Raw genomic sequence first — 12,734 nt, 5'->3', positions numbered from 1 at the left:
GCCCCCCCGCTATTTCCCCCAGTTGCCCCCGGACCCCCACAAACAAAAGTGGTGGCGCTACAGGCCAACCGGTCCCCCCGCGGGGGCGGGGGGGGGGGGGGGGGGGGGGGGGGGGGCCCCCCCCCCCCCGCGCCCGGTTACGCGTCGAGGAACGACTGCGCCCCCTCGGCCTCCGCGGCCGTGCGCAGCGTGGCGAGCGCGCGCTTCTCGATCTGCCGCACGCGTTCGCGCGACATGCCCGCGTCCTGCGCGATCGCGTCGTAGGTGTCGGGCTCGGCGCCGCCGAGGCCGAACCGCCGGCGCAGCACGTCGGCTTCGGCCGGCGTGACCGAGCGCAGCAGCGACGTCACGCATTCGCGCATGCGCGTGTCCGCCAGGCGCTCGAACGGGCTCGCCGACGCCTGGTCCTCGATCAGGTCGACGAGGCCGGTCTCCGCGTCGGGCAGCGGCGTGTCGAGCGACAGCGGCTCGGCAGGCAGCGCGAGCACCGCGCGCAGCTTGCCCTCGGGGAGCCCGGTTTCGGCAACCAGTTCAGCCGGCGTCGCGCGGCGGCCCGTGCGTTGGCGGAACCGCAGCGCATGCCGCTGCACGCGCTGGTACTGATCGCCGACGTGCACGGGCACGCGGATCGTGCGTGAGCGGTCGGCCACCGCGCGCGCGACCGCCTGCCGGATCCACCAGGTCGCATAGGTCGAGAACTTGAAGCCGCGCCGGTATTCGAACTTCTCGATCGCGCGCATCAGGCCGAGGCAGCCGTCCTGCACGAGGTCGGGCAGGTCGACGCCGCGGTTCATGTACTTGCGCGCGATCGACAGCACGAGCCGCAGGTTCGCCTCCAGCATCGCGCGTGTACCGTCGCGTACCTTTTGCTGACCGTCGCTCAGCGCGGCGCCGAGCGCACGCCGCGCGACCGCGTCGAAGCACGCGGCGTCGGAGCCGGCGGCGGCGGTGTTGGCCGGCGCGGCGGCGAGCGCGCGCAGGACGCGGCTCGCATCGTCGACGGCCGGTGCAACCCAGGCGAGCGAACCGAGCAGTGCGGCGAGGCGGTTGCGCGCGTCGCGGTATTCGGCCGAGCGGCAGCCTTGCGCGTGCAATGCGCCGCGCAGGGCCGCGACGGCGGCCTGCAGCGTGTCGTAGCGCGCGGGTGCCGGCGTGTCGCCTTCGCCGTCGCCGATGTCATCGCCTTCGTCTCCGGCCGCGCCGCTTACACCCGTTGCACCGTGGCGCGCGAGCAGCGTATCGACCGCCGCCGGATAGCCGGCGAGCGCGTGCAGGATCTGATGGCGGCCCGTTTCGATCTCGCGGGCGAGCACGATTTCGTCCTCGCGCTTGAGCAGCGGCACTGCATGAATGCGTCGCATATAGAGCGCGAGAGGATCGGTCGACGCGCTCGTGCCGCGGGCGAGATCGCCGAGCAGCGCGCGGCCCTCGTCGAGCGCATCGCGATCGACGTCGACCGGCGCCGCCCCCGCGAACGGCGCCGGTGCGGCCGGCTCGTCGAGCACGGCGATGCCGATGTCCGCGAGCGCGGCGCGCACGACGTCCAGCGCGTCAGGGCTGTCGCTTTCCGGCGGCAGCGCGTCGACGAGGTCGGCGTGCGTCAGATAACCCTGTTCGCCGGCAAGCGCCAGCAGCTGGATGATCGGATCGAGGGGCGTGTCCGCCCGAAGCGTGGGGCGTGGCGTAGTCATGTCGATGGCGGCGTGAACCGCGTTCCTGTTGGGCGGGCCGAAGTCCGCTGATTTCAGGCCGCCGGGGGCCGCGAACACCCGTCCGCGCCGGCCAGCCTGACTGAATATCCAAGTGAGGGCATTTGCGCCAACTTCAACGCCGGCGCGCCAGACGCGCGAGCACGCGGCGTACCCGCGCGGTGCGACCCCTTCAATTGTGACGGCGAAACAAAAAGTAACCGATCAAACCCGCAGAAATATGCAGGGGACGTAAGCTAGAGTCAGGCGCGCGCCACGCGGCGACGCACGAATTCCTGCGGAGCTTCACATGACCCCGATTCCCGCCGCGAGGCCAGCCATCATCGGCCTGGCCATGATCGCGCTGAGTGGCTGCTATTACACGGGCCCTTACGGTTATGCACCGTATTACGCACCCGTGCCCGCTGTGGTGTCGCAGCGCGAGATCCCGGTGGCGCCGGCAAACGCCGGACCGGCCGCCTCGTCCCCATCCCCGGTGCCGGCCGTGCCGCCGCCGACGGACGATTATGCCTATGGGTACGCGCCGGCTCCAGTCTATGCGGCGCCGGCCTATGTGCGTTACCCGGCCTACTACCCCGCGTACTACCCGGGCTGGTACGGGCCGCCCGTCACGATCGGCTTCGGCTTCCGCGGGTATTGGGGCGGCGGCTACCGGGGCGGGTACTGGCGCCGTCCGTGGGGCGGCGGCCATTGGGGCGGGGGACACTGGGGCGGCGGACATCGACACTGACCGACGCGCGGCGGCACCGCGCGGGAGAGCAACATGAGCAACACCATCATCCGAAGTCTGTGCGTCATCCTGTTCGGCATCGCTGCCGTGCCGGGGATCGCCGACGCGCAAAGCAGCGCTTACACGAACTCGGGGGCCGAACTCTTTGCGGGGCCGGCGCCCGATTATCCGGTCGTCGCGCAACTTCCGCCCGGCACCGCGGTGGACGTGTTCGGCTGCCTGAGCGACTACTCGTGGTGCGACGTCGCGCTGCCGGGCGTGCGCGGCTGGATCGACGCGCAGCAACTCGACTACCCGTACCAGGGCAATTACGTGCCGCTGCTCGAATACGGCGCGATCATCGGCGTGCCGGTGACCGGGTTCGCGATCGGCGCGTACTGGGACCGCTACTACCGCCACCGGCCGTGGTTCCACGACCGCGATCGCTGGGAGCATCGTGCCGAGCCGCGCGTCGGCCCCGGCGGGATGCCGCCCGCCTACGGGCGCCCGCAGCCGGGCTGGCCGGTCCAGCACGAGCCGCGCGGCGCGCCGCCGGTGCAGCATGATGCACGGCCGTCGGCCACGCGCGGCGGCTGGAACGGCCCGAACCGCGCGCCGGCGCAGCAGGCCGCGCCCGCACCCGCGCCGATGCCCGGCGCGGCCGGTGCCCGTCAGCCGGCTCCGCCGCCCGCGCAACCCGCGCAGCCCGCACCGAGCGGTGGCGCGGGCCGGATGGTGCCTCCGACGCATCAGGGCGGCGGTGGTTACGGCGCTCGGCCGCAAGGTGGCGGAAACGGGGGCGGGGACCACGGCGGTGGCGGCGGCGGCGGGGGCAGCAGAGACGAGTTCCGGCGTTGATCGACTGAAGGCTCCGGTGCCGCGGCCCCCAGCCGGCGCCGGATAAAAAAAGCCGCTCCGGAGAGCGGCTTCTGGATCAGGCGGGCGGGCCGTTCGTGCGGCCCGCTACCCGGCGTCAGTCTTCCAGCAGCGACAGGTCGCGCACGGCACCCTTGTCGGCCGACATCACCAGCTTCGCATAGGCCTTCAGCGCCGCGGACACCTTGCGCGGACGCGGTTGCACCGGCTTCCAGCCCTTCGCGTTCTGCTCTTCGCGGCGACGCGCGAGTTCCTCGTCCGACACCAGCACGTCGATCGTGCGGTTCGGGATGTCGATGCGGATCTTGTCGCCGTCGCGCACGAGGCCGATCGCGCCGCCCGCTGCCGCTTCCGGCGAACAGTGACCGATCGACAGGCCCGACGTGCCGCCCGAGAAGCGGCCATCCGTCAGCAGCGCGCATGCCTTGCCGAGGCCCTTCGACTTGATGTAGCTCGTCGGGTACAGCATTTCCTGCATGCCGGGGCCGCCCTTCGGGCCTTCGTAGCGCACGATCACCACGTCGCCGGCCTTGACCTTGTCGTTCAGGATGTTCTCGACCGCTTCGTCCTGCGATTCGGTGACGTGGGCCGATCCCTCGAACACGAGGATGCTTTCGTCGACGCCGGCCGTCTTCACCACGCAGCCGTCGAGCGCGATGTTGCCGGTCAGCACGGCCAGGCCGCCTTCCTTCGAGAACGCATGCTCGTACGAGCGGATGCAGCCTTCGGCGCGGTCGAGGTCGAGGCTCGGCCAGCGCGTGTCCTGGCTGAACGCGACCTGCGTCGGGATCCCGGCCGGGCCGGCCTGGTAGAACGTGCGGACTGCCGCGTCGTCGGTGCGGACGATATCCCACTGGTCGAGCGCATCCTTCAGCGTCGGCGCGTGCACGGTCGGCACGTCGGTGTGCAGCTTGCCGGCGCGGTCGAGCTCGCCGAGGATCGCCATGATGCCGCCCGCGCGGTGCACGTCCTCGATGTGGTACTTGTTCGTGTTCGGCGCGACCTTGCACAGCTGCGGCACGATGCGCGACAGGCGATCGATGTCCTTCATCGTGAAGTCGATGCCGGCTTCCTGCGCGATCGCCAGCAGGTGCAGGATCGTGTTGGTCGAACCGCCCATCGCGATGTCGAGCGTCATGGCGTTCTCGAACGCCTTGAAGCCGACCGAGCGCGGCAGCGCGCGCATGTCGTCCTGCTCGTAGTGCTGGCGGGTCAGCTCGACGATGCGGCGGCCGGCGCGCTTGAACAGCTGCTCGCGATCGGCGTGCGTCGCGACGACCGTGCCGTTGCCGGGCAGCGACAGGCCGAGCGCTTCGGTCAGGCAGTTCATCGAGTTCGCGGTGAACATGCCCGAGCACGAACCGCAGGTCGGGCAGGCCGAGCGTTCGACTTCGGCGACGTCGGCATCCGAATACGCCGGGTCGGCCGCGATCACCATCGCGTCGACGAGGTCGAGCTTCTTCAGTTCGACGGTCTTGGTGACCGGGTTCGCGAGACGCTTCTTGCCGGCTTCCATCGGGCCGCCCGACACGAAGATCACCGGAATGTTGAGGCGCATCGCGGCCATCAGCATCCCCGGCGTGATCTTGTCGCAGTTCGAGATGCACACCATCGCGTCCGCGCAGTGCGCGTTCACCATGTATTCGACGGAGTCGGCGATGATGTCGCGGCTCGGCAGCGAATAGAGCATGCCGTCGTGGCCCATCGCGATGCCGTCGTCGACCGCGATCGTGTTGAATTCCTTCGCGACGCCGCCGGCGGCTTCGATCTCGCGCGCGACGAGCTGGCCGAGATCCTTCAGGTGCACGTGCCCGGGCACGAACTGCGTGAACGAGTTGACGACCGCGATGATCGGCTTCGAGAAATCGTCGTCTTTCATGCCGGTGGCGCGCCACAGCGAGCGCGCACCTGCCATGTTGCGGCCGGCGGTGGAGGTTTTGGAACGGTATGTGGGCATTGTGATGGCTGAAGAAATATCGCGGAAAAGGGTGGAGGCACGGGAATGAAGGCCTCTCGCGCGCCCGTGCGAACAACCTCTTGAGCTGCGCCCTGGGCAAACTGGGCGATTATCCCACAGCCGCCGGGCGTGCGGCGCGGGCGGGAGCGGACGAAGGGCGTGGGCGGGGGAGCCGGGCAGGGCGCGCACCAGGGGCGCGGGGCTTTGCCGGCGGAACCGTCGGTGGAATCGGGCGACGGAATCGGGCGACGGAATCGGGCGGCGAACCGTGCGGTGGAATCGGGCGGTGGAACTAGGCGGCGGAACCAGGCAGCGGAATCGGGCAGCGGAACCAGGCGGCGGAACCAGGCGGACGAATCGGCGGCGGCTTCATCACCCGTTCTGCCGGCGATGAAGCTGCCGCCGAGCGACGCGATCGCGTCAGTCGAGCAGCGTCAGGATTTCGTCGTACAGCGCCTTCGGAATCCGCACGCCGTGCGCGATGCTGCGCGCGCGGGCGTCGAAGCGCCGCTGCGACGGCAGCCGCGCGCCTTGCCCGGTGATCGACGCGAACATCCGCTCGCCGCGCGCGAGGCCCGCGTCGAGTTCGTCGCCGAGGAACACCTTCGGGTCGAACGCGATCACGAGCTCGCCATGGCACGGCGTCGCGCCGACGCCTTCGTCGAAGTCCATCGACTCCCGGCTCGTCATGTCGCCGATCAGCGCGCCGCCGAGCAGCTCGACCATGGCCGCCAGCGCCGAGCCCTTGTGGCCGCCGAAGGTGCGCATCGCGCCCTGCAGCGCGGCCTTCGGATCGGTGGTCGGCTGGCCGTCGGCATCGATCGCCCAGTGCGGCGGGATCGCCTTGCCCTGTTTCGCGTGCAGCTCGATGTCGCCGCGCGCGATCGCGCTGGTCGCGAAGTCGAACACGAACGGCACGCCGTCCGGGCGCGGCCACGCGAACGCGATCGGGTTCGTGCCGAACACCGGTTCGCGGCCGCCCTCCGGCGCGACCCAGCTGTGGCTCGGGTTCATCGCGATGCCGACCAGCCCCTCGGCGGCGATCGCCTCGACCTCGGGCCACAGCGCCGAGAAGTGGTAGCAGTGGTTGATCGCCATCGCCGCGATCCCGTGCTGCTTCGCCATCTCGACGAGCACCGGCAGGCCGGTTTCGAAGCTGAGCAGCGAGAAGCCGCGATGCGCGTCGACCGCGACGATCGACGACGACAGCCGGCGCAGCGTCGGCACGGCCTGCGGATCCACCTTGCCCTTCTTCAGCGAGCGCACGCAGACGAGCAGCCGGTACACGCCGTGCGAGTGGCACTCGTCGCGCTGGCCCTGCGTGATCACGTTCGCGATCGCCTGCGCGTGCGCAGCGGACATCCCGTTGTGCGTCAGCACCCGCAGCGCGAGTGCGTGGACCTCATCGAGCGACAGGACGACTTCGGCGAGCGGCTCAGACATCGCGCGCGTCCCGCGGCGCGGGCACGCCGTCGATGCGTTGCGGCACGTTCAGCGGGTTGCCGTTGCGGATGGCGTCGGGCAGCAGCGCGTCCGGCACGTCCTGGTACGACACGGGGCGCAGGAAACGCTCGATCGCGCGTGCACCGACCGACGTGGTGCGCGTGTCGGACGTGGCCGGGAACGGGCCGCCATGCACCATCGCGTGACCGACCTCGACACCCGTGCCGAAGCCGTTGACGAGAATGCGGCCGGCCTTGCGCTCCAGCGTCGGGCGCAGCGCGGCAAACAGCGCGGCGTCGCCGTCGGCGAGATGCGCGGCGATCGTCAGCTGGCCTTCGAGCGACTTCAGCACGCGATGCAGCGAGTCGGCATCCGGGCAGCGCACGATCAGCGATGCGGGGCCGAACACTTCGTCACGCAGTTCGGGGTGCGCGATGAACGCGTCCGCCGACGTCGCGAACAGCGCCGCGCGTGCCTGGTAGCGGCCGCCTTCCGCACCTTCCGCCAGCAGCTCGACCGCGTCGTGCGCGCGCAGGGCGGCCACGCCTTGCGCATAGCTCGCGTGGATGTGCGGCGTGAGCATTGTTTGCGCGGCGCTCGCTTGCACGGCGGAGGCCGCCGCGGCTTCGAACCCGCGCAGCGCGGGGCCGTCGACCGCGAGCACGAGGCCCGGGTTCGTGCAGAACTGGCCGGCGCCGAGCGCGAGCGACGCGGCGAACTGCGGCGCGATCGTGTCGTGGCGCGCGTCGAGCGCGGCCGGGAACAGCAGCACCGGATTGATCGAGCTCATTTCCGCATAGACCGGAATCGGCTCGTGGCGCGCGGCCGCGATGTTCATCAGCGCGACGCCGCCGCGGCGCGAGCCGGTGAAGCCGACGGCCTTGATGCGCGGATCGGCGACGAGCGCCTGGCCGATTTCGCGCGACGCGTCGAACAGCAGCGAGAACACGCCGGCCGGCAGCCCGCATTCGCGCACGGCCTGCTGGATCGCGCGGCCGACGAGCTCGGACGTGCCCGGATGCGCGGAGTGCGCCTTGACGATCACCGGGCAGCCGGCCGCGAGTGCCGAGGCGGTATCGCCGCCCGCGACCGAGAACGCGAGCGGGAAGTTCGACGCGCCGAACACGGCGACCGGCCCGATCGCGACGTTGCGCAGGCGCAGGTCGACCCGCGGCAGCGGCTTGCGGTCCGGCCTGGCCGGGTCGATGCGTGCGTCGACGTAACCGCCGTCGCGCACGAGCGACGCGAACAGCGCGAGCTGGCCGACCGTGCGGCCGCGTTCGCCTTCGATGCGTGCGCGCGGCAGGCCCGTTTCGGTGACGCAGCGCTCGATCAGGTCGTCGCCGAGCGCCATGATGGTGCGGCCGATCGCGTCGAGAAACGCGGCGCGTTGCTCGGGAGGCGTTTCGCGGTACGTGTCGAACGCGTCGTCGGCGAGCGCGCAGGCTGTCTCCAGGTCGTGCAGGCTCGCGCCGCCGAACGCGGGGTCAAGCGGTTCGCCGGTGGCGGCGGCGATCGCGTGGAGGGTGCCGTTCTGTCCGGCGATGGCCGACTGGCCGATCAGGAGCTGACCTGTAAGTTGCATGGTTTTTCCTCGGAAAATGCGGGGCCGGGCGTGATGCGCCCGGCCGGAGTGGAAAGGGGAAAGCGGGGGGCGTCAGTCTTCGTCGTCTTCGAGCTGCAGCTTGTCGGAACGGATGCCGGTGTTGGCGCCCCAGTAGAAGATGACGAGCGCGACGGCCGCGACGACGACCGTGTCGTACGGATGCGCGAGCTGGCCCGTGCCGCCGAAGCCGCCGAAGTACGACAGCACGATCATGGCCGCATAGAATGCGATCAGCCACGCGGACGAACGCACCTGCTCGGCGATGCTCAGGTGCGCGGTCGGCACCCAGCGGCGGCATGCGAGATAGATCACGAACATCACGATCTGCAGGCCGAGCAGCCAGGACACCGTGCCCCAGCCCGACCAGTAGACGATCAGCGCGGCGATCACGAACGACGCGGGGCCGGTGATGCCGAACGCCACCGCGCGGAACGGCCGCGGCAGGTCGGGCGCGGTGCGGCGCAGCGCGGCGACCGACACGGGCGCGACCGCGTAGCTCAGCACGAGCGCGGCCGACACGATGTTGATCAGCGCTTCCCACGACGGGAACGGCATCGTCCAGAAGATCGAGAGGCCGAACGTGAGCCACAGGCCCGCACGCGGGATGCCCGACGCTTCGTCGACGCGCGTGAACACCTTGAAGAACGTGCCCGTCTTCGCCCAGCCGTAGACGACGCGCGGCGTCGCATTCATGTAGATGTTGCCGCAGCCGCTCGGCGAGATCATCGCGTCGGCGACGACCATCACCGCGAGCCAGCCCACGCCGAGCGCAAGCGCGATGTCGCGGTACGGCAGCGAGAACGCCTTGCTCACGTCGTGCCAGCCGGCGGCGAGCATGTCGGTCGGGATGCTGCCGATGAACGCGAGTTGCAGCAGCACGTAGATCAGCGTCGACAGCAGGATCGACAGGATCAACGCGATCGGAATCGTGCGCTGCGGATTGCGCACCTCGCTCGCGACCGACACGATCGGCGTGAGGCCGAGGTACGCGAAAATGATCCCGCCGGCCGACACGGCCATCTCGATGCCCGGCGTGCCGAACGGCGCGAAGCCGTGCAGGGTCAGGTTGGCGGGCTTGAAGAACGTGAACAGCACCGCGATCACCGACAGCGGCACGATGAACTTGAAGATGCTGATGACGTTGTTCGCCTTCGCGAACGTCTTCACGCTCGAATAGTTCAGGTAAAAGAAGAAGCACAGCAGCCCGGCCTGCACGAGCCAGCCGAGCGTCGTCGGGTCGCTCGAGCCGGCCTTGGTGAGGCCGGGGAACCACGCGGCCGCGTACTGGCGCGCGGCGACCACTTCGATCGCGATCAGGCTCGAGAACGCGATCAGCGTGATGAAGCCCATCAGGTAGCCGAGCAGCGGGCCGTGCGAGAACACCGGGTAGCGGACCACGCCGCCCGCGCGCGGCAGCGCGGCGCCGAGCTCGCAATAGACGATGCCCAGCAGCAGCACCGAGAAGCCGCCGAGCAGCCACGAGAAGATGCCGGCCGGGCCGGCGATCGTCGAGACGTGACTCGCGGCGAACAGCCACCCCGAACCGAAGATCGCGCCGAGACCGATGAACGTCAGGTCGGTCAGCGACAGCTGTTTCTTGAACTTGCCGTGACCGCCGTCGGCGGGCACGGAACGGGAAAGCGGGACGGAAGGGTGTGTGTTGCCTTGGCCTGGCATGGGTTTGTCTCCTGGGAAATATCGGGGCAGGTGGGCTTGTGCCGCGCTCCGACGGAGCAGCGGCACACACCTGCCGGCCGGCGTGCGACCGGTTCGAACGACCGGGCGGGCCGACGGCCGTTCATGCGCGGCGCGGGCTGGCGCCGCGGCGAACGGACCTGTGCGGGCCATGCCGGACCGGAAGTGGCAATGCGACGGCGGGAAGCCGTTGCACCGCCGGGGGGAAGTCGCTCAGCGGTTCGCCCGGTTCTGTTCGGCGCGGTGCGCGGCGTCGAATGCGATGGAAGCGTCCGGCGCGAACCGGTTGCTGAGGGCGGGGAAAACTTCGGTCCGCGGGATGGCGTTTCGGCTCACTGCAATCTCCTGCTTCGTATTGCTTCCTGTTGCTGCGTATCGCTTCATCTCGGCCGGCGACAGGCGCGTCGACGTGCAACCAGTATCGCCGTGCAAACACCCATCACGCTTGAGTCGTATCGCGGAGCAGAATGACGAAATCGGCACAGTGACCGGACGGGCTGCGGAAGGCGTTCCACACTGTGCCGATTTCGTCGCCGTCCTCATCGAAAAGCCACAAGCGGACGGACGCGCGACGGAGGAAGCTATGCTCCTTTCCCCACTTCGGACGGCTCATGATGAAGCGCATTCAGATCATCGATTCGCACACGGGCGGCGAACCCACGCGGCTCGTCGTGTCCGGCTTCCCCTCGCTCGGCAACGGCACGATGGCCGAGCGCCTCGACGTGCTCGCGCGCGAGCACGATCGCTACCGCACCGCGTGCATTCTCGAGCCGCGCGGCAGCGATGTGATGGTCGGCGCGCTGTTGTGCGAACCCGTGTCGCCGGAGGCTGCGGCCGGCGTGATCTTCTTCAACAACAGCGGCTACCTCGGGATGTGCGGGCACGGCACGATCGGCGTCGTGCGCACGCTGCATCACATGGGCCGCATCGAGCCGGGCGTGCACCGGATCGAAACGCCGGTCGGCACCGTCGAGGCGACGCTGCACGACGACCTTTCGGTCAGCGTGCGCAACGTGCTCGCGTATCGCCATGCGAAGGCCGTCGCCGTCGACGTGCCGGGCTACGGCTCCGTGAAGGGCGACATCGCGTGGGGCGGCAACTGGTTCTTCCTGATCAGCGATCACGGCCAGCGCGTGGCCGGCGACAACGTCGCGGCGCTGACCGCCTATTCGTCCGCCGTGCGCGAAGGGCTCGAGCGCGCGGGCATCACCGGCGCGAACGGCGGCGAGATCGACCATATCGAACTGTTCGCCGACGATTCCGAGCACGACAGCCGCAGCTTCGTGCTGTGCCCGGGCCATGCGTACGACCGTTCGCCGTGCGGCACCGGCACGAGCGCGAAGCTCGCCTGCCTCGCGGCCGACGGCAAGCTCGAACCGGGCGTCGTGTGGCGGCAGGCGAGCGTGATCGGCAGCGTGTTCCAGGCGAGCTATGCGCAGGCGGACGGCGGCATCGTGCCGACGATCCGCGGTAGTGCACATCTCAGCGCGGAAGCGACGCTGCTGATCGAGGAAGACGATCCGTTCGGCTGGGGCATCGTGTCGTGAGCGAGGCCAGGACCGACGTCGTCGTGATCGGCGCCGGCATCGTCGGTGCCGCATGTGCGCATGAACTCGCGCAGCGCGGGCTGCGCGTGCTCGTCGTCGACGACGCGAGCGGCGGTGCGACCGGCGCCGGCATGGGGCACCTCGTCGCGATGGACGACAACGCGGCCGAGCTCGCGCTGAGCCATTACTCGATCGAGCAGTGGCGCGCGCTGAGCGGCGACATGCCGGAAGGCTGCGCGTACCGCAACTGCGGCACGCTGTGGCTCGCGGCCGATTCCAACGAGATGGACCTCGCGCGCACCAAGCAGGCGACGCTCGCCGCGCATGGCGTCGCGGGCGAGCTGATCGACGCGGCGACGCTCGCGCGGCTGGAGCCGATGCTGCGCGCGGGGCTCGGCGGCGCGCTGAAGATCCCGGGCGATGCGATTCTCTATGCGCCGGTCGCCGCGAGCTGGCTGTTGCAGCGCGCGCCGGGCATCACGTTGCGGCGCGACCGCGCGGTGGCGGTCGACGGCCCAAGCGTCACGCTCGCGAGCGGCGACACGCTGCGCGCGGAACGTGTCGTCGTCGCGAACGGCGTCGCCGCGCGCACGCTGTTGCCCGAATTGCCGCTGCGCCCGAAGAAAGGCCATCTGCTGATCACCGACCGCTACCCGGGCCAGGTGTCGCACCAGCTCGTCGAGCTCGGCTATGCGGCGAGCGCGCACGCGAGCGACGGCACGTCCGTCGCGTTCAACGTGCAACCGCGGCCGACCGGCCAGCTGCTGATCGGCTCGTCGCGCCAGTTCGACACGGAAGACGCGCGCATCGAGCCGCCGGTGCTCGCGCGCATGCTGCGCCGTGCGGCCGGCTACCTGCCGGATCTGGCCGACCTGAACGGGATTCGCGCATGGACGGGCTTTCGTTCCGCGAGTCCCGACGGTCTGCCGCTGCTCGGCGAACATCCGGCGCGCCCGGGCGTGTGGCTCGCGGTCGGGCACGAAGGGCTCGGCGTGACGACCGCGCCGGGCAGCGCGCGGATCGTCGCCGCGTTGATGACCGGCGAGCGGCCGCCGATCGATATCGAACCGTATTTGCCGGGACGTTTCCTGACGACGTCCCCCGTAGCCGGAGCGCTGACATGAAACGACCCCCACGCTCACTTCGTTCGCTTGGGGGGACGCAGTCCCCCCATCCCTCGAAGGCCGATTCC

Annotated in this window: 10 protein-coding genes; 4 read left to right on the top strand and 6 right to left on the bottom strand. The window is 70.2% G+C overall.

Annotated elements, in window-relative coordinates; all coding sequences use genetic code 11:
* Nucleotides 1-137: 137 nt before the first annotated feature.
* Nucleotides 138-1,691 carry a sigma-70 family RNA polymerase sigma factor gene (locus ACVK00_RS24100; protein ID WP_284893935.1) on the bottom strand — a complete coding sequence of 518 codons (1,554 nt, stop codon included), beginning with the start codon at nt 1,689-1,691 and terminating at the stop codon, nt 138-140.
* 307 nt (nt 1,692-1,998) lie between these two features.
* Here ACVK00_RS24100 and ACVK00_RS24095 point away from each other — a divergent pair, with 307 nt between their 5' ends.
* Nucleotides 1,999-2,439: a hypothetical protein gene (locus tag ACVK00_RS24095; RefSeq protein ID WP_284893936.1), complete on the top strand. Its 441-nt coding sequence runs from the start codon at nt 1,999-2,001 to the stop codon at nt 2,437-2,439.
* 33 nt (nt 2,440-2,472) lie between these two features.
* Nucleotides 2,473-3,276, top strand: coding sequence for an SH3 domain-containing protein (locus ACVK00_RS24090; RefSeq protein WP_284893937.1), 804 nt, complete (start codon nt 2,473-2,475; stop codon nt 3,274-3,276).
* A gap of 115 nt (nt 3,277-3,391) precedes the next feature.
* On the opposite strand, the gene ilvD is transcribed toward ACVK00_RS24090, so the two are convergent.
* The 5 genes from ilvD to ACVK00_RS24065 form a co-directional block, all read right to left on the bottom strand.
* Complete coding sequence (gene ilvD, locus ACVK00_RS24085; RefSeq protein WP_354123099.1) at nt 3,392-5,251, bottom strand: dihydroxy-acid dehydratase; 1,860 nt, start codon at nt 5,249-5,251, stop codon at nt 3,392-3,394.
* Between the two features lie 420 nt (nt 5,252-5,671).
* Complete coding sequence (locus ACVK00_RS24080; RefSeq protein ID WP_175654956.1) at nt 5,672-6,694, bottom strand: Ldh family oxidoreductase; 1,023 nt, start codon at nt 6,692-6,694, stop codon at nt 5,672-5,674.
* Nucleotides 6,687-8,279 (bottom strand): aldehyde dehydrogenase (NADP(+)), encoded by a 1,593-nt coding sequence (locus ACVK00_RS24075; RefSeq protein WP_284893938.1) that lies wholly within the window; start codon nt 8,277-8,279, stop codon nt 6,687-6,689. Before ACVK00_RS24075 ends, ACVK00_RS24080 begins: the two co-directional genes overlap by 8 nt.
* Nucleotides 8,280-8,351: 72 nt before the next feature.
* On the bottom strand, nt 8,352-9,977 hold the full coding sequence (locus ACVK00_RS24070) for an APC family permease (RefSeq protein ID WP_284893939.1): 1,626 nt from the start codon (nt 9,975-9,977) through the stop codon (nt 8,352-8,354).
* 231 nt (nt 9,978-10,208) lie between these two features.
* A complete protein-coding gene (locus tag ACVK00_RS24065; protein WP_354123098.1) occupies nt 10,209-10,331 on the bottom strand; it encodes a hypothetical protein in 123 nt (40 codons plus the stop codon).
* Between the two features lie 278 nt (nt 10,332-10,609).
* Between ACVK00_RS24065 and ACVK00_RS24060 the strand changes: the two genes are divergently transcribed.
* Together ACVK00_RS24060 and ACVK00_RS24055 are read left to right on the top strand one after the other, a co-directional pair.
* Entirely contained in the window at nt 10,610-11,542 is a 933-nt protein-coding gene (locus ACVK00_RS24060) for a 4-hydroxyproline epimerase (protein WP_284894054.1), read from the top strand.
* A complete protein-coding gene (locus ACVK00_RS24055; RefSeq protein WP_229063666.1) occupies nt 11,539-12,666 on the top strand; it encodes an NAD(P)/FAD-dependent oxidoreductase in 1,128 nt (375 codons plus the stop codon). Before ACVK00_RS24060 ends, ACVK00_RS24055 begins: the two co-directional genes overlap by 4 nt.
* Nucleotides 12,667-12,734 lie beyond the last annotated feature (68 nt).

It is taken from the genome of Burkholderia sp. PvR073, assembly GCF_054055695.1.
The sequence above is the reverse complement of the archived record's forward strand: the minus strand, read 5'-3'. Positions and strand labels throughout refer to the sequence as shown.